Source organism: Streptomyces sp. NPDC034670, assembly GCF_055574875.1.
Genome location: NZ_JBVITR010000015.1, coordinates 61,208 through 77,053, shown reverse-complemented (window position 1 = coordinate 77,053; position 15,846 = coordinate 61,208). Strand labels below are relative to the sequence as shown.

Sequence of the window (15,846 nt, the reverse complement as noted above, 5' to 3'; positions counted from 1 at the left end):
GGTGATCAGAGCCCCTGCCACTCCGGCTTGCTGGCGTAGGTGTGCCGGAAGTAGTCGGCGTGCTTCAGCTTGGAGGCGGCCGCCTCGTCGACGACCACCGTGGCGTGCGGGTGCAGCTGCAGCGCGGACGCCGGGCACACCGCCGCCAACGGTCCCTCGACGGTCGCGGCCACGGCCTCCGCCTTGCCCTCCCCGGTGGCGAGCAGCACCAGGTGGCGGGCCTCCAGGATGGTCCCGATGCCCTGGGTGATGACGTGGTGCGGGACCTGGTCGACGTCGCCGCCGAAGAAGCGCGCGTTGTCCGCCCGGGTCTGCTCGGTCAGCGTCTTGATCCGGGTGCGCGAGGAGAGCGAGGAGCACGGCTCGTTGAACCCGATGTGCCCGTCCGTCCCGATCCCCAGCAGCTGGAGGTCCACACCGCCGGCCTCGGCCAGCCGCCGGTCGTACGCCTCGGACGCACCCTGCACGTCCTCGGCCGTGCCGTCGGGGCCCATGAAGGCGTCCATGCCGATCCCGAGCGGCTCCAGCACCTCGCGCCGGAGCACCGAGCGGTAGGACTCGGGGTGGTCGGCGGGCAGCCCCACGTACTCGTCGAGCTGGGCGACGCGTGCTCGTGAGACGTCCACGGCACCGTTGCGCACCTTGGCCGCCAGCGCCCGGTAGACGGGCAGTGGCGTGGAGCCGGTGGCCACGCCGAGCAGGGCGTCGGGCTTGCGCCGCAGGAGTTGCGCCATGGCCTCGGCGATGAGTTCGCCGCCGGCCTCGGCGTCCGCAACGATGACAACTTCCACGCTGGACCTGCCGATCTGAGAGGGAGGGCTCGACTGGAACCGGCCCCGGAAGGGACCATGTGGTTTAGACCAATCTAACAGAGTGGGTACTGTTTTCCCAGGTGGGCGGCGTGGTGCGGCCCCCCGTCCGCCCCTTCAGCATCCCAGGCCCGGCGGGCCCGGTCCGCTCCGGGGGTGCGGTGGCACCGTCCCGCCGGGTCACGGGCGCGGGCCCCGGGCCGGGGAGCCGGGGCGCCTCCCGGCACGGCCCTGTCCGTCCGGCTCCACGCGGGTTAGGCTGCGTGGTGGGCGCCCGTGCCGTCCGGCCGCACGGCACGACGGCCGGCGGTCGCCGCCGACCCGCAGCGTTCCGCCCATGGACACCGGTAGTGGTCTAGTCCACAATGCACAGCAGGACACAAGCCTGCCTTCCCCGCACAGGAAGGCGGATCGAGGACCCGGAGCTCTCTGCCCTGACTGCCCCGGTTCCTCACCGCTCGGCCGACCGGGACCGCACACCCCACGGCCGACGTTGCTCCGGGCTGCGGTGCCGGGAGGGTTGAGGGTCCCTCCCAGGCGCCGCGGCCCGCGGGTGTTCCCAGGGGTGGCGCGGCCCCGGGTACGCTCGCTGACGTGCCCTCCATGAACGAACTCGTCCGCCAGCACACCGCGCTCGACGACACCGACCTCGAGTGGCTCCACCTGCTGGTCTCGGAGTGGCAGCTGCTCTCCGACCTCTCCTTCGCCGACCTGGTCCTGTGGGTGCCCACCCGTGACGGCACCCGCTACGTCTCCGTCGCCCAGATGCGGCCGAACACCGGCCCCACCTCGTACCAGGACGACATGGTCGGCCACCTCGTCCCGCGTGGACGCCGGCCCATGCTGGACGTGGCCCTGGACGAGGGCCGGATCGTGCGCGAGGGGGACCCGGAGTGGCGCGAGGAGGTCCCGGTCCGCGTCGAGTCCATCCCCGTCCGGCGCGAGGGCCGCGTCCTCGGCGTGATCGCGCGCAACACCAACCTCCTCACCGTGCGCACTCCGAGCCGGCTGGAGCTCACCTACCTCCAGAGCGCCTCCGACCTCGCGCAGATGATCGCGGCCGGCGCCTTCCCGTTCGCGAACCAGCAGCTCGACATGGACGCCTCGCCCCGCGTCGGCGACGGGCTGATCCGGCTCGACGCCGACGGCATCGTCCAGTACGCCTCCCCGAACGCCCTGTCCGCCTACCACCGGCTGGGCCTGGCCGCCGACCTGGTCGGCCACCACCTCGGCCGGACCACCGCCGAGCTGGCCCCTTCCCGCGGACCGGTGGACGAGGCACTGGCCAAGCTCGCCAGCGGCTGGGCGCCGCGCGAGTTCGAGATCGAGGCCAACGGGGTCATCCAGTTCCGGGCGATCCCGCTCAAGCCCAAGGGGACGCGGATCGGGTCCCTGGTCCTCCTCCGCGACGTGACGGAACTCCGCCGCCGTGAACGCGAGCTGATCACCAAGGACGCGACCATCCGGGAGATCCACCACCGGGTGAAGAACAACCTCCAGACGGTGGCGGCGCTGCTGCGGCTCCAGGCCCGGCGGATCGAGTCCGAGCGCGGCCGTGAGGCGCTGGAGGAGGCGGTGCGCCGGGTCGGATCCATCGCGATCGTGCACGAGACGCTCTCCCAGAACCTGGACGAGCGCGTGGAGTTCGACGAGATCGCCGACCGGGTCCTGGCGATGGTCGCGGAGATCTCCCCGGGCAAGGTCACCGGCCGGCGCACGGGACGCTTCGGCATACTCGACGCGGAAGTCGCCACCCCGCTGTCGATGGTGCTGACCGAGGTCCTGCAGAACGCCCTGGAGCACGGCTTCCGCGAGGGCGAGACCGGCACCGTCGAGGTGTCCGCGGTCCGCGGCGGCACCACCAGGGAGGCCCGTCTGCTGGTCACCGTGCAGGACGACGGCGTGGGCCTGCCCGAGGACTTCGACCCGCACACCACCGGCAACCTCGGCCTGCAGATCGTACGGACCCTGGTGGAGGGCGAGTTGGGCGGAGCCTTCGACATGGTCCCGGCCCCGGAGCGGGGGACCCGGGTGATCCTCGACATCCCGGTGCAGGCGGACAAGTAGCCGGTCTCCCGCGGGCCCGGAAAGCTTGACGACCCGTCAGGACGTGCGGCCCGCCGCGGCACGCGGAGGGGACGCGGACAGCGAAGAGCCCCGGACCGGTGGAACGGCCGGGGCTCACGCTCATGCGATGGGGTCACCCCCTGCTCGAGCGAGGTCGAGAGCTCGGGGGGGAACTGCGCGCTGCGGCTCGGGGCGGGGGATGCGTGCGCGCTGCACGCGCCGCCAAGCTCAGGCTGTCAGCAGGGGCAGGGGTGTCAGGCGGAGGCCTGACGGGCCCGGTTGCGGGCGGCGCGGCGCTTCATCGCGCGACGCTCGTCCTCGCTGAGACCACCCCAGACGCCGGAGTCCTGGCCGGACTCGAGCGCCCACTGCAGGCACTGCTCGATCACCGGGCAGCGACGGCAGACGGCCTTGGCTTCCTCGATCTGCAGCAGCGCGGGACCGGTGTTGCCGATGGGGAAGAAGAGCTCGGGGTCTTCCTCGCGGCAAACGGCGTTGTGACGCCAGTCCATGGCTGCTACCTCTCCTTGGTATTACTGCGGGGTTGCTTGTGAATGTGAACGCTTTCACGAATCCCTCAACAAGTGAAGGGCCGACCGCCAGGTTCCCTGGCGTGGTCCTTGGGTTTGAAGAGGGGTTCCGGTGACCTGTGGAGGCCGGTGTGTGGGCCGTCCCGATCGCCACGTAGAGACTCGCAAACCTCGGCGGCGGATACAACCCCTTCCGGAAAGTTTTTTTTGATTCTTCGGTGTCGACTAGGTCACAGCCGTACTTCCATGGGGTGGATCCTGGCCTAAACGTTCGAGTGAAAGGACTTTAGCCCTTTCTGCTCACACAATCACACGCAGTGCACGGCGTACGCCTGTGAACGTCACGCTGGTACGCAGTCCCAGATGGTCACCGTCCATCTGAAGGGGCAGTGGCACCTTCGAATGCAAGGTGAACCGCGTCAGATCGTGTCGGCAGACGGCGTGCCTGCCGTGCGGGCCGCGCTCCGGGGACGAAGCGAGCAACTGGGTGCCATACCGGGCAACCGCGGCGGTGGACAGCCGGCTCAGGCCGAAGACGTCCAGGCCCGTGTCGAACGAGGCCGCGGGGGACGCGTAGATCGGACGATTGCCGAGGAACGTCCACGGCGAGGTGTTCGAGACTATGGAGAGCACCAGGCCGGTGACCGGGTCCTCGCCCGGCTGCTCCAGGGTGATCACCCCCTGCCGGCGGTGCGGCTCGCCGAACAGCTGGCGCACGACCTGGCGCACGTACAGCGCGTGGGTGGACTTCCTGCCGCGCTCGCGGTGCTGCTCCACCCGGCCGACCACACCGGCGTCGAAGCCCAGGCCCGCGTTGAAGGTGAACCAGCGGGACGGCACCGCCTCGTCCTCCGACCCCGGGGTCCCCGAGGTCAGGCCGAGGCCCACGGTGCGTTCGCGGCCCTCGCGCAGCGCGTCCAGCAGGACGCCGGTGGCCTCCACGGGCTGGTTGGGCAGCCCCAGGGCGCGGGCGAAGACGTTGGTGGAGCCGCCGGGGACCACGGCGAGACCGGGCAGGTGATCCGGGTCGGGCCCGGCGTGCAGCAGTCCGTTGACGACCTCGTTGACCGTGCCGTCGCCGCCGAGGGCCACGACCAGGTCGATGTCCTCGCTCTCCGCCGCCTGCCGGCCCAGGTCGCGCCCGTGGCCGCGGTACTCGGTGGTGACCGCCTCCAGCTTCACCTCGCTGGCGAGCGCGTGGATCAACACGTCGCGCGTACGCGCACTCGTGGTGGTTGCCGCCGGATTGACCACGAGAAGTGCACGCATGACGTGCAGGGTACCTACTGGGTGGTACCGGGCACAGGCCGAGGGGCGGATCGAGCCGGGAGGGGACGCGAACCTCGGCACGGGGGCGCGTACGGCGAGGGCTACCCTTCAGGGGTGAGCAGTGAGCAGACCCCCACCGGTCCGGACACCGCCGGCCCCCGTCCGCGCCGTCTGACGTACGCCGCGGCGCTGGCCGCCCTGGAGGGGCTCGCGCTGGTCGTCGGCGGCGTCTGGATGCTGGTCCTCGGCATCACCGGCGAGCCGGACGACCGCCGGCAGGCCGTCACCGGCGGGGTGACGCTGATCGTGCTCGCGCTGCTGCCGCTCATCGCGGCCCGGGGACTGCTCGGCCGGCGCGGCTGGAGCCGCGGTCCCGCCGTCATCACGCAGATCATGGCGCTGCCGGTGGCCTACACCCTGCTGAGGGCCGACAGCGTGGCCATCCCGGCCGGGATCGTGCTCGCCGCGGTGGCCGTCACCGCACTCGTCCTGCTGCTCAACCCCGAGACGACCCGGGCCCTCGGCATCCGGGGGCCCGGGAACGCCGGGGACGGCGGGAAGTAGCCCCGGCGGCCGCGCCGGCTCACTCCTCCACGAGCAGCTTCTCCCGCAGCTGGGCCAGGGTGCGGGCCAGCAGCCGGGAGACGTGCATCTGCGAGATGCCGACCTCCTGCGCGATCTGCGACTGGGTCATGTTGCCGAAGAAGCGCAGCAGCAGGATCCGCTTCTCGCGGGGCGGCAGGTCCTCCAGCAGCGGCTTGAGCGACTCCCGGTACTCCACGCCCTCCAGCGCCTCGTCCTCGGCGCCGAGGGTGTCGGCGACCGCCGGGGACTCGTCGTCGGTGTCGGGGACGTCCAGGGACAGCGTGGAGTACGCGTTGGCGGACTCCAGGCCCTCCAGGACCTCCTCCTCCGAGATCGCCAGCTTCTCGGCCAGTTCGTGGACCGTGGGGGAACGGCCGTGCAACTGCGAGAGCTCGGCCGTGGCCGTGGTCAGCGACAGGCGCAGCTCCTGCAGCCGGCGCGGCACGCGCACCGCCCAGCCCTTGTCGCGGAAGTGCCGCTTGATCTCGCCGACGACCGTAGGGGTCGCGTACGTCGAGAACTCCACGCCGCGGTCCGGGTCGAAGCGGTCGACCGACTTGATCAGCCCGATGGTGGCGACCTGGGTGAGGTCGTCCAGCGGCTCGCCGCGGTTGCGGAAGCGGCGCGCGAGATGCTCGACGAGCGGCAGGTGCATGCGGACCAGCCGGTTGCGCAGCTCCGCGTACTCGGGGCTGCCGTCCTGCAGCGAGCGCAGTTCGAGGAAGAGGGCGCGCGCCCCGCTGCGGTCCTGCGCGTCGTGCCGCGCGCCGTGCGCGTTGCGGGGGCCCGGTGTGCTCCCGGCGCCCCGGGCGCCGGCCGCCCGCGGCGCCTCGTCCTCGGCATGTCGCTCGTGCTCGCTCATCGTCCCGCCCGTCGCCCTTCTCCGAGCGCTCGCCCCGTCCTCCGCCGCCGGCTTCGGCCGGGCGGAGGCGCCCCCGTGGCCGGGAGCGATCCCGGCCGGCCCGCCCCCGGGCGTGCTCCGCACGGCGCCGCCGGGCTGCCCGCCGCCCACCGGGCCGGTCCCCGCCGGATCGTCCTCCGGATGCGGGCGGGCCTGCTCGGGGATGCCGTCGATGCCGTCCGGCACGCGCTCGGCCGGCAGCTCCCTCGTACCGCGTTCTTCGTCCCGCACCGGCCCGTCCTCGTTCCTCACGCCGGCCCGGGTCCCGCGCCGCGCTGTTTGTAGAGGCTGATCGAAACGGTCTTGTCCTCGTCCACGGCCGAGGAGACCTTGCCCGCGAGCGCGGACAGGACGGTCCAGGCGAAGGTGTCCCGCGAGGGGGCGTGGCCGTCCGTGGTCGGCGCCGAGACGGTGACTTCGAGCGAGTCGTCGACGAGCCGGAAGACGCAACTGAGCACCGACCCCGGCACGGCCTGCTGGAGCAGGATCGCGCAGGCCTCGTCGACCGCGATGCGCAGGTCCTCGATCTCGTCGAGGGTGAAGTCCAAACGGGCCGCGAGCCCGGCCGTGGCCGTGCGCAGCACCGACAGGTAGGCCCCCGCGGCCGGCAGCCGGACTTCCACGAAGTCCTGGGTCGCGGGCTCGCCTGCGATCTGGGACACCCTCACCTCCAAGGTGGTACAAGCGTTTCAGGGCCGGGGGCGCCCCCCGGGCAACGCGCTACGTGGTTCAGCGGTGACGCTATCGCGCTCCGGGCGGTCCTGTCCCGGGGCCCCGGCCACTGCTGTCACTCATAGTAAAACTATGAATACGCTCCGTGGCTAGGGGTCTGCGGGCCCAAATGGGAAGAGCGCGCGCCGCATTGACGTACCCAGACGTCAGGCGGTCGAACCGTCCGGCACCGGAGTCCCGTCGGGTCACACGAGTACGTGGTCGACGAAGCACCAGCGCCAGTCCTCGCCCGGCTCGTGGCTCCGCATCACGGGGTGGCCGGACTCCTTGTGGTGCCCCGTCGCATGCCGCCCCGGCGACGAGTCGCAGCAACCGACATGGCCGCAGCTCAGGCACAGGCGGAGCTGCACCGGGTCCGTGCCGTCGCGCAGGCACTCCGGACACGTCTCGCTGAGGGGGACGGGTTCCGGATGCGGCAGCGCGCCGGCATGCGTGCACTGTTTCATGATGGCCAGATTACGACGGGCGCGCGGAAGACCGCGCGGAAAACCGAGGGCGGGCCGGACATGGACGTGATTCCCCTCCTGCTGCTGGTCGCGGGCAGCACCGCGATCGCCGCCGCCGGCCGGCGCACCCGGGTGCCGCCCCCGCTGCTGCTGGTCGCGGCCGGCCTGGCGGTCAGCTACCTCCCCGGGGTGCCCGCCTACACGCTCGACCCGCACGTCGTCCTGCCGCTCGTCCTGCCCCCGCTGCTGTACACGGCGGCCATCGACAGCTCCTACCTCGACCTGCGGGCACAGCTGCGGCCGGTGGCGCTGCTGTCGGTGGGGTACGTGCTGTTCGCGACCTTCGTCGTCGGCTGGGCCCTGTACCTGCTGGTGCCGGACCTGCCACTGACCGCGGCCCTGGTGTTCGGCGCCGTGGTGGCGCCGCCGGACGCGGTCGCGGCGACGGCGGTGGCGCGCCGGGTCGGACTGCCGTCCCGGGTCACCACCATCCTCCAGGGCGAGTCCCTGCTGAACGACGCCACCGCGATCACCGCGTTCCGGGTGGCCGCCGCGGCGGCGGTCGGCGAGGGCGCGTCCTGGGCCGGGGGCGTCGGGGCGTTCCTGCTGGCCGCGGTCGGCGGAGTGGTGACCGGCCTGGTGCTGATGGCGCCCCTGCACTGGCTGCGCACGCACGTGAAGGAGGCGCTGCTGCAGAACACGCTCTCCCTGCTGATCCCGTTCGCCGCCTACGCGGCCGCGGAGCAGGTGCACGCCTCCGGCGTCATCGCCGTCGTGGTCGTCGCCCTCTACCTGGGGCACCGCGCGTGGGAGGTCGACTTCGCCACCCGCCTCCAGGAGGAGGCGGTGTGGAAGATGGTCGCGTTCGTGCTGGAGTCCGCGGTGTTCGCGCTCATCGGGCTGCAACTGCCGATCGTCCTCAGGGGCCTCGGGGCGGAGCACCAGGGCGTCGACGCCGTCTGGTACGCGCTCGCCGTCTTCGCGGTGGTCGTCGTCGCCCGGTTCGTGTGGGTCTACCCGGCGATCTGGCTGCCGCCGGCGCTGTCGGCGCGGATCCGGGGACGCGAGGGGAGGCCCGGCTGGAGGAAGCCGTTCGTCATCGCGTGGGCCGGGATGAGGGGGGTGGTCTCGCTGGCCATCGCCTTCTCGATCCCGGTCGGCGCCGGCGGCGAGGACTTCCCGCACCGCAACCTGCTGCTCTTCCTGACCTTCACCACCGTCATCGGCACCCTGGTGGTGCAGGGACTGACGTTGCCCCCGCTGATCCGCGCGCTGAGGTTCCCCGGGCGCGACGCGCAGGCCGAGACCCTGGCGGAGGCCAACGCCCAGGCACAGGCCTCCCGGGTCGCCGAGCAGCGGCTGGAAGAGCTCCTGGCCGACGAGCGCAACGCCCTGCCCGCACCGCTCGCCGAGCGGCTGCGCACCGTCCTGGAGCGCCGCCGCAACGCCGTCTGGGAACGGCTCGGCCAGGCCAACCCGGTCACCGGGGAGACGGTGGACGACACCTACCGGCGGCTGGCACGGGAGATGATCGGCGCGGAGCGCGAGGTGTTCGTCAGGCTGCGCGACGGCCGGTACATCGACGACGAGATGCTGCGGACGCTGCTGCGCCGGCTGGACCTGGAGGAAGCGGCGGCGTACCGGGAGACGGCTTAGGGCCGGTCAGGGGAGGGACGGCCGTGGCCCGGGGCCGGTCAGGGGAAGGGGCGGCCGGTGATCACGGCGGCGACGGTGCTCCCGCGCGGGAAGGCGCCCTCCTCCACCAGGGCGACCAGGGCGTAGAGCAACTTGGCGACATAGAGACGTTCGACGGGCATGCCGTGCCGGTGCTCGAAGTCCTCGGCGAACGTGTCGAGCTCCTCGGGGACACGGGCGTAACCGCCGAAGTGGAAGCGCTCGTCGAGGCTCCAGTCGCCGCGGGGGCCGCCGAACGCCTCGCTCTGCAGGGCCCGTATCCCGTCGGCCAGGAAACCGCCCTTCAGCACCGGGACGCCCAGTGCGCGCCCGCCGGTGCCGAGCCCGGCGGCCAGACCGGCGAGGGTGCCGCCGGTGCCGCAGGCCACCGCGACCACGTCGGCCCGGCCGGCCAGCTCCGCGCCGAGCGCGCGGCAGCCCCGCACCGCGAGGGGGTTGCTGCCGCCCTCGGGCACCACGTACGCGGTCCCGGCGTCCGCCGCGCGCAGGACGGCCGCGAGGGTCCCCGGCTCGCTCTTGCGGCGGTACGTCGACCGGTCGACGAAGTGCAGCCGCATGCCGTCGGACACGCACCGGGCCAGCGAGGGGTTGAGCGGCCGGCCGGCGAGTTCCTGGCCGCGCACCACGCCGACGGTGCGCAGGCCGAGCAGCCGCCCGGCGGCGGCCGTGGCCCGCAGGTGGTTGGAGTAGGCGCCGCCGAAGGTGAGCACCGTCCGCCCGTCCGCCGCCGCGAGGTTCGGGGCCAGCTTGCGCCACTTGTTCCCGACCAGTTCGGGATGGATCAGGTCGTCCCGCTTCAGCAGCAGCCGGACCCCGCGCCGCGCGAACCGTCCGTCCGTCACCTCCTGCAGCGGCGAGGGCAGCCGCGGGCGCAGGCCGGTGAGGGCGGTGGGGCCGGGGTCGTCGGAGCTGGTCACGGGGCCATTGTCACCCGGCGGGGGTGCGGTTTCGGGCGGTGCCCCGGCCGGCCGCCGGCCGGCCGGTCCCGCGGTCGCGGCGGTGCGCGGCCGCGGAAGGGGCCGGCCTGGGACGGCTCCCCCCGCGGGCACCGCGGGACGCCGCCGGATCACTTCAGCCGGTCGCGGATCCGCCCCCGCATCGAGTTCATCGTGAACCCGCGCGGATCCACCTTTCCCGGCTGCCACTCCAAGTGGCCGATCACCGACCGCTCGTTCCAGCCGTGGTGGCGGCACACCGCGGCCGCGGCCCTCTCGACGGCCTCCAGCTGCACGGCCGGCCAGGGGTCCTTGCCGTCGCCCAGGTTCTCGCACTCGAAGCCGTAGAAGTGCCGGTTGCCGTCGGTGTTCTGTTCGTTGTCCGCCGGCAGGGCCCTCTCGGCGATCACCGCGCGCAGCACGTCGTCGTCGCCCAGTCCCGCGTGGTTGGCCCGGCCGTAACCGACGAGGTGCACCCGGCCGTCCTTGGTGATGACGCCGTGGCACAGCGGGCCCGGCAGCTCCGCGTAGCCCGTGCGGCACAGTTCCACGGTCCGGGCGCTGCCCCTGGTCACCGTGTGGTGGATCATCACGCCGTGGACCGGGCCCCAGGGGCCCTTGTGGTTGCGGTTGTGGGTCCGCCAGGCGCCGACCTCGACGACCGTGAGTCCCTCCGCCTTCAGAGCGCGCAGGAACGCGCTTGCGGACATGGGTGGGGCCATGACCGCCCTCCTTCGTGCCGTGAGCGGCGGCCGCCTGCCGCAACCGCCTGCTACCGGGCCTCATACCTAAAAGGAGCGCGTTCAACTACTCGTGCGGCTCCTGTGCGAGTCGATCCGGACAATTTCCTTCCGTTCATCCGGTGGGACGCCGCCCGGCGGCGTCCCATTGTGCCCAGCCCCCCCAAGATCCATTCCCGCTCGTTCGGGTAATGGTGCGAGCGCGTTGCGTGAGGAACGCTTGATCACGCAATCCGGAGTCCGGGTCCGACGGACGCCGGGTCACCACAGGGGAGGGCAATTCTCTATGTCGGTAGGCGAAGAGGTCGGCGCGGAGCAGACCAGGCAGCAGCAGAGCCTGGGCACGGCGGCCGCGCGGAACCTGGCCACCACGACCAAGTCCGTGCCGCAGATGCAGGAGATCAGCTCGCGCTGGCTGCTGCGCATGCTGCCCTGGGTCGACGTGCAGGGCGGCACCTACCGCGTCAACCGGCGGCTGACGTACGCCGTGGGCGACGGCCGGATGACGTTCGTGAAGACCGGCGACCGCGTCGAGATCATCCCCGCGGAACTGGGCGAGCTGCCGGCCCTGCGGTCGTACGAGGACGAGGAGGTGCTGTCCGAGCTGGCCGCCCGCTGCCGGCAGCGGGAGATCGGGGCGGGCCAGGTGATCGCCTCGTTCGGCAGTCCGGTCGACGAGGTGTACCTGCTGGCACACGGCAGGGTGGAGAAGATCGGCACCGGTCCCTACGGCGAGGACGAGTCCCTCGGCGTCCTCGCCGACGGCGCCTACTTCGGCGAGCAGGCGCTGCTGGACGAGGACGCCATCTGGGAGTACACGGCGCGCACGCTCACCGCCTGCACCGTGCTCGCCCTGCCCCGCGAGGCCGTCGTCCAGCTCGCCGAGCGGTCCGAGACCCTGCGCGAGCACCTGCGGGGGATCCGCACGATCCCCGGCCAGCGCACGAACAGGTACGGGGAGAAGGAGATCGACCTCGCGGCCGGTCACACCGGCGAGCCCGACATCCCGCACACCTTCGTCGACTACGAGGCCAGGCCGCGCGAGTACGAACTCAGCGTCGCGCAGACCGTCCTGCGCATCCACACGCGCGTGGCCGACCTCTACAACCAGCCCATGAACCAGACGGAACAGCAGATCCGGCTGACCGTCGAGGCGCTGAAGGAGCGCCAGGAGCACGAACTCGTCAACAACCGCGACTTCGGCCTGCTCCACAACTGCGAGTACGACCAGCGGATCCAGCCGCACGACGGCGTGCCGGGCCCCGACGACATGGACGAACTGCTCAGCAGGCGGCGCGGGACCCGGCTGCTCCTCGCCCACCCGCGCGCGATCGCGGCCTTCGGCCGGGAACTCAACAGGCGGGGACTGGTCCCGGAGACCGTCGACATGGGCGGCAACCGCATCCCCACCTGGCGGGGCGTGCCGATCTTCCCGTGCAACAAGATCCCGGTGACCGAGGCCCGGACGACCTCCATCATCGCCCTGCGCACCGGCGAGGAGGACCAGGGCGTCATCGGGCTGCGGGCCGCGGGCATCCCCGACGAGATCGAGCCGAGCCTGTCCGTGCGGTTCATGGGCATCAACGAACAAGCCATCATCAAGTACCTGGTCACGGCCTACTACTCGGCCGCGGTCCTGGTGCCGGACGCGCTCGGTGTCCTGGAGAACGTCGAGATCGGCCGCTGGCGGTGACCGTCCGCGAGATCCCGGCGCACCCGCCGTGTCCCCGTCCGCCCCGGCGGGTACACCCTGGGGGTACGCGTCCGGACGGCGGCGCAGGCGCCGTCCCTCCGCTCCACGAACCGGTCCCGGGGGTGAGCCGATGACGGAGTCCATGACGGAGCCGGAACCGAGGACCGCGACGGGGCTCTCGGCACCACGCGTGCCACCGCAGGCGACGGATCCGCAGCAGCACGCCGGCGAGGGACACGAGGCGACGCTCCTGCTGGAGCGGGCGCGGGCCGAGGCCGGTCCCGTGCTGCGGGCCGCCCTCGGCTCGCTGCCCGGCCCGATGCGCCGGATCGCGCTCTACCACTTCGGCTGGGAGCACGCGGACGGCACCCCGGCCGAGGAGGGTTCGGGCAAGGCGATCCGCCCCGCGCTGGTGCTCGCCGCGGCCTCCGCCCTGGGCGGGCCCGAAGCCCGGGCGGCGGCCGTGCGGGCGGCGGCCGCGGTGGAACTGGTCCACAACTTCACGCTGCTGCACGACGACGTGATGGACCGGGACACCACCCGCCGCCACCGGCCCACGGCGTGGACGGTGTTCGGCGACGCCGACGCGATCCTCGCCGGGGACGCCCTCCAGGCGCTCGCCCTGCGGCTGCTCGCCGAGGACACGCATCCGGCGGCCCCGGCCGCGGCGGCCCGGCTCGCGGACTGCGTCGTCGAACTGTGCGCGGGACAGCACGCGGACACGGCCATGGAGCGGCGCGGACCCGGCGAGGTCACCCTCGCCGAGACGCTCACCATGGCCGAGGCCAAGACCGGGGCGCTGCTCGGGTGCGCCTGCGCGATCGGTGCGCTGTACGCGGACGCCGGGGACGCGGAGGTGGCGGCCCTGGACGCGTTCGGCCGTGAGGCGGGGCTGGCCTTCCAGCTCATCGACGACGTGATCGGCATATGGGGCGACCCCCGCCGCACCGGCAAGCCGGCAGGGGCGGATCTGGCCGCCCGCAAGAAGTCCCTGCCGGTGGTCGCCGCGCTCACCTCGGGGACCCCGGCCGCCGCCGAACTCGCCGCGCTGTACGCGACCGCGCACCGGGAGGAGGATCTGGAGCGGATCGTCCTGGCCGTGGAGCGGGCGGGCGGCCGCGACTGGGCACAGGCCCAGGCGGCCGACCGGATGGCCCGCGCGGTGCAGGAGGTGGCCCGTGCGGTGCCCGACCCGGAGGCGGCGGGCGGACTGCTGTCCCTGGCCGAGTTCGTGACCCGACGCAGCACCTGACGGATCGCCGGGGACGGCCGGGACGCCGGAGGGCGTGCCCCGGCCGTCCCCGGCGACCGTCGCCCCCGTCCCCGGATCCACCGGGACCGCGCGGCTCCTGACCCCGCGCGGTCACCGCGGCTCCGGCCCGGTGGGTCCCGCACTTCCCCACGGTGTGCGGGACCCGCCCCCTGCGCCCCGCCGGTTCCGCGTGCCCGCGCCTCCTCGGGGAAGCGGCCGCCGGGACGCCCCGCTAGGCTCAACCCCCGTACGATCAAGGGAAGTTGACTCGAAGGGGCGGACATGGGCGTGGCGATCCGGACGGCTGGGGACGGGGACCGGGAGCTGATCGTCCGGCTCCTGGACGAGGCGTTCCAGGACGATCCGGTGAGCGGCTGGGTCTTCCCCGGCGAGGAGTACCGCCGTGCGACGCACCACCGGCTCATGGCCGCGTTCACCGGGATCGTGCTCGCCGAGGGGCGGATCGACGTCACCGAGGACGGATCGGCGTGCGCCCTGTGGATGTCCGTACCCGCGGACGACCATGACGACGGGGAGACGGACGACGACGGCCCGGCACGGGTGCGCCGGGCCGTCGACCCGGGGAACGAGCGCGTGGAGCTGATCGGCCGGCTGACGGAGGGCATCCATCCCTCGGGACGGGCCCACGAGTACCTGTGGATGATCGGCGTCGCGCCCGGCCGCCAGGGCGAGGGACTCGGCACCGCGCTGATCGGCTCGGTCCTCGACCGCTGCGACCGGGAGGGGCTGCCGGCCTACCTCGAGGCGAGCAGCGAACGGAGCCGCCGGCTGTACGAGCGCCTCGGCTTCGCACCGGCCGGTGACCCCCTGCTCCTCCCGGACGGCCCGCGCATGTGGCCGATGTGGCGCGAGCCCCGTACCACCGGCTCACGGGCCGGCCTGGAGGGGTGACTCCCCCTGTCGGAGCGCGTCCGCGCCCCGACAGGGACGTTCGGCCCTGGCCGCCGACGCGCCTTCCGACTTCACTGGCCTCGCGGGGAGCGCCCGCCGACGCCTTCGGAAGGCCGGCGGGACGTCGGGCGACGAGGGCGGCCAGGGGCGGGATGAGGACGACGGCGGATGACGGCGGGACGGCGCACGGGGACATCGCGGTGGTCGGGCACGCCGACCTGACCCCGGACGCGCTCCCCCTGGTGGAGTCCGCGCTGCGGGCGCGGCTGGCGCGGCGCACCGTCCGGACCATGGCCATGGTGCGCTCCGGTGCCGGGGCGCCGCTGGCCTCCGGCCGGGCCGCGCGGGCGGCGGGGTGCCCGCTGGCCGTGGTGATCCCCACGCGGAACGGGGTGCCCGCCATGCCGCCCCCGCGCGACCGGATGGCGACCGGCGAGCTGCTGACCCTCGCCGACCAGGTGCGTCTGCTGTCGTACGACCCGCTGGACCGTGACTCCTGCGTCGGCGCGGACGAACGGCTCGTCGCCTCCAGCGGTCTGCTCCTGGCCGTCTGGGACGGCTCCCCCTCCGACGGCCGTGACGCCACGGCCCACTTGGTGACGTACGCCCGCGCGCACGGCAGGAGGCGCCGAACCGCTGCCGGGCCTACCCTGAGGGCATGGGCAGCGAGCAACCCGTCTGTCCCACGTGCGGACAGCCGGTGGAGACGGTGGTCCGGCGCCACAAGACGATGGGCGCGTGGGTGCCGGTGTGGGTGCCCGGCCCGTGCCGCAATCCCGAGTGCGGGGACCGCTCCGCCCGGGAACCCGGCCGGACGAGGGGCACCGGGAGCGGTGTCACCGGTTGGGGAGCGGGCCGCCGGGGAGCCGCGGAGGAGACCTGACGGACCGGGCCGGTGAGAGTGGGGGGCATGGGGAGCGGGGGGAGACCGCGTCGCAGGGCGTGGCGCTGGGCCGTGGGCCTGTGGGCGGGAGCCGTGACGGTCGGGGGCGGACTCGCCCTGTGGCTGCAGGAAGCCGGTGAGCCGCCACCGCCCGTCGGCTGGGAGGAGGCCGGGCCGGGTCCGGCGCCCGCTCTCCCGGAGGGAGGGGAGTCCCGGTGTCCGGTCCCCGAGCCGCTGCCGGGCGAGAAGGACGGCGCGATCGCCCACGCCTGCCTGGTCAGGATCCCTTAGCGCCTTTTGGGGGGGGAGGGGGGGGGGGGGGGGGGGGGGGGGGGGGTCAACGAAAAGAGAAAGAAGGGGGCGGGGGGGGGGGGGGGGGGGGGGGGGGGAGGCAAGG

The 15,846-nt window shown here is 73.3% G+C and carries 16 protein-coding genes and 1 pseudogene; 9 read left to right on the top strand and 8 right to left on the bottom strand.

All coding sequences use genetic code 11. From position 1 onward, the window contains the following. Positions 1-5 precede the first annotated feature (5 nt). Positions 6-791: a glucosamine-6-phosphate deaminase gene (gene nagB / locus ACZ56B_RS13615; protein WP_468789455.1), complete on the bottom strand. Its 786-nt coding sequence runs from the start codon at positions 789-791 to the stop codon at positions 6-8. 621 nt (positions 792-1,412) lie between these two features. Between nagB and ACZ56B_RS13610 the strand changes: the two genes are divergently transcribed. Beyond that, positions 1,413-2,876: a sensor histidine kinase gene (locus ACZ56B_RS13610; protein WP_468789544.1), complete on the top strand. Its 1,464-nt coding sequence runs from the start codon at positions 1,413-1,415 to the stop codon at positions 2,874-2,876. A 254-nt stretch (positions 2,877-3,130) separates the two neighbouring features. On the opposite strand, the gene ACZ56B_RS13605 is transcribed toward ACZ56B_RS13610, so the two are convergent. After that, entirely contained in the window at positions 3,131-3,388 is a 258-nt protein-coding gene (locus ACZ56B_RS13605; RefSeq protein WP_003992873.1) for a WhiB family transcriptional regulator, read from the bottom strand. Positions 3,389-3,706: 318 nt separating this feature from the next. Beyond that, positions 3,707-4,675 (bottom strand): diacylglycerol/lipid kinase family protein, encoded by a 969-nt coding sequence (locus ACZ56B_RS13600; RefSeq protein WP_468789453.1) that lies wholly within the window; start codon positions 4,673-4,675, stop codon positions 3,707-3,709. Between the two features lie 114 nt (positions 4,676-4,789). Here ACZ56B_RS13600 and ACZ56B_RS13595 point away from each other — a divergent pair, with 114 nt between their 5' ends. Beyond that, positions 4,790-5,239, top strand: coding sequence for a hypothetical protein (locus tag ACZ56B_RS13595; protein WP_468789451.1), 450 nt, complete (start codon positions 4,790-4,792; stop codon positions 5,237-5,239). Between the two features lie 19 nt (positions 5,240-5,258). Here ACZ56B_RS13595 and ACZ56B_RS13590 read toward each other — a convergent pair whose 3' ends face one another. The 3 genes from ACZ56B_RS13590 to ACZ56B_RS13580 all read right to left on the bottom strand — a co-directional run bounded on the left by ACZ56B_RS13590 (position 5,259) and on the right by ACZ56B_RS13580 (position 7,339). Continuing rightward, the gene (locus tag ACZ56B_RS13590) at positions 5,259-6,392 is read right to left on the bottom strand and encodes an RNA polymerase sigma factor SigF (protein ID WP_468789449.1); all 1,134 of its coding nucleotides are present in this window, start codon (positions 6,390-6,392) and stop codon (positions 5,259-5,261) included. 17 nt (positions 6,393-6,409) lie between these two features. Beyond that, the gene (locus tag ACZ56B_RS13585) at positions 6,410-6,823 is read right to left on the bottom strand and encodes an ATP-binding protein (protein ID WP_004925829.1); all 414 of its coding nucleotides are present in this window, start codon (positions 6,821-6,823) and stop codon (positions 6,410-6,412) included. A gap of 255 nt (positions 6,824-7,078) precedes the next feature. Next, the gene (locus ACZ56B_RS13580) at positions 7,079-7,339 is read right to left on the bottom strand and encodes a UBP-type zinc finger domain-containing protein (RefSeq protein ID WP_468789447.1); all 261 of its coding nucleotides are present in this window, start codon (positions 7,337-7,339) and stop codon (positions 7,079-7,081) included. Between the two features lie 60 nt (positions 7,340-7,399). Between ACZ56B_RS13580 and ACZ56B_RS13575 the strand changes: the two genes are divergently transcribed. Beyond that, positions 7,400-8,995: a Na+/H+ antiporter gene (locus ACZ56B_RS13575; RefSeq protein ID WP_468789445.1), complete on the top strand. Its 1,596-nt coding sequence runs from the start codon at positions 7,400-7,402 to the stop codon at positions 8,993-8,995. Between the two features lie 38 nt (positions 8,996-9,033). Here ACZ56B_RS13575 and ACZ56B_RS13570 read toward each other — a convergent pair whose 3' ends face one another. After that, the gene (locus ACZ56B_RS13570; RefSeq protein ID WP_468789443.1) at positions 9,034-9,951 is read right to left on the bottom strand and encodes a 1-aminocyclopropane-1-carboxylate deaminase/D-cysteine desulfhydrase; all 918 of its coding nucleotides are present in this window, start codon (positions 9,949-9,951) and stop codon (positions 9,034-9,036) included. A 149-nt stretch (positions 9,952-10,100) separates the two neighbouring features. Next, complete coding sequence (locus tag ACZ56B_RS13565) at positions 10,101-10,691, bottom strand: N-acetylmuramoyl-L-alanine amidase (protein ID WP_468789441.1); 591 nt, start codon at positions 10,689-10,691, stop codon at positions 10,101-10,103. Between the two features lie 304 nt (positions 10,692-10,995). On the opposite strand from ACZ56B_RS13565, the gene ACZ56B_RS13560 reads away from it, so the two are divergent. The 6 genes and pseudogenes from ACZ56B_RS13560 to ACZ56B_RS13535 all read left to right on the top strand — a co-directional run bounded on the left by ACZ56B_RS13560 (position 10,996) and on the right by ACZ56B_RS13535 (position 15,740). Further along, positions 10,996-12,402, top strand: coding sequence for a family 2B encapsulin nanocompartment shell protein (locus ACZ56B_RS13560; RefSeq protein ID WP_468789439.1), 1,407 nt, complete (start codon positions 10,996-10,998; stop codon positions 12,400-12,402). 142 nt (positions 12,403-12,544) lie between these two features. Further along, complete coding sequence (locus ACZ56B_RS13555) at positions 12,545-13,654, top strand: family 2 encapsulin nanocompartment cargo protein polyprenyl transferase (protein ID WP_468789437.1); 1,110 nt, start codon at positions 12,545-12,547, stop codon at positions 13,652-13,654. 282 nt (positions 13,655-13,936) lie between these two features. After that, entirely contained in the window at positions 13,937-14,566 is a 630-nt protein-coding gene (locus ACZ56B_RS13550; RefSeq protein ID WP_468789435.1) for a GNAT family N-acetyltransferase, read from the top strand. Between the two features lie 152 nt (positions 14,567-14,718). Further along, positions 14,719-15,186, top strand: a pseudogene (locus tag ACZ56B_RS13545) (hypothetical protein); the annotation flags it as partial. Between the two features lie 38 nt (positions 15,187-15,224). Continuing rightward, on the top strand, positions 15,225-15,449 hold the full coding sequence (locus ACZ56B_RS13540) for a hypothetical protein (RefSeq protein WP_468789433.1): 225 nt from the start codon (positions 15,225-15,227) through the stop codon (positions 15,447-15,449). Between the two features lie 93 nt (positions 15,450-15,542). Continuing rightward, positions 15,543-15,740, top strand: a complete 198-nt coding sequence (locus ACZ56B_RS13535; protein WP_468789431.1) for a hypothetical protein — start codon at positions 15,543-15,545, stop codon at positions 15,738-15,740. Positions 15,741-15,846 lie beyond the last annotated feature (106 nt).

Excerpts from the sequence above, each read along its gene's own strand:
- ACZ56B_RS13610 (WP_468789544.1), top strand. The coding sequence starts at position 1,413 with ATGAACGAACTCGTCCGCCAGCACACCGCGCTCGACGACACCGACCTC.
- ACZ56B_RS13605 (WP_003992873.1), bottom strand. The coding sequence starts at position 3,388 with ATGGACTGGCGTCACAACGCCGTTTGCCGCGAGGAAGACCCCGAGCTC.
- ACZ56B_RS13600 (WP_468789453.1), bottom strand. The coding sequence starts at position 4,675 with ATGCGTGCACTTCTCGTGGTCAATCCGGCGGCAACCACCACGAGTGCG.
- ACZ56B_RS13580 (WP_468789447.1), bottom strand. The coding sequence starts at position 7,339 with ATGAAACAGTGCACGCATGCCGGCGCGCTGCCGCATCCGGAACCCGTC.
- ACZ56B_RS13575 (WP_468789445.1), top strand. The coding sequence starts at position 7,400 with ATGGACGTGATTCCCCTCCTGCTGCTGGTCGCGGGCAGCACCGCGATC.
- ACZ56B_RS13565 (WP_468789441.1), bottom strand. The coding sequence starts at position 10,691 with ATGGCCCCACCCATGTCCGCAAGCGCGTTCCTGCGCGCTCTGAAGGCG.
- ACZ56B_RS13560 (WP_468789439.1), top strand. The coding sequence starts at position 10,996 with ATGTCGGTAGGCGAAGAGGTCGGCGCGGAGCAGACCAGGCAGCAGCAG.
- ACZ56B_RS13555 (WP_468789437.1), top strand. The coding sequence starts at position 12,545 with ATGACGGAGCCGGAACCGAGGACCGCGACGGGGCTCTCGGCACCACGC.
- ACZ56B_RS13550 (WP_468789435.1), top strand. The coding sequence starts at position 13,937 with ATGGGCGTGGCGATCCGGACGGCTGGGGACGGGGACCGGGAGCTGATC.
- ACZ56B_RS13540 (WP_468789433.1), top strand. The coding sequence starts at position 15,225 with ATGGGCAGCGAGCAACCCGTCTGTCCCACGTGCGGACAGCCGGTGGAG.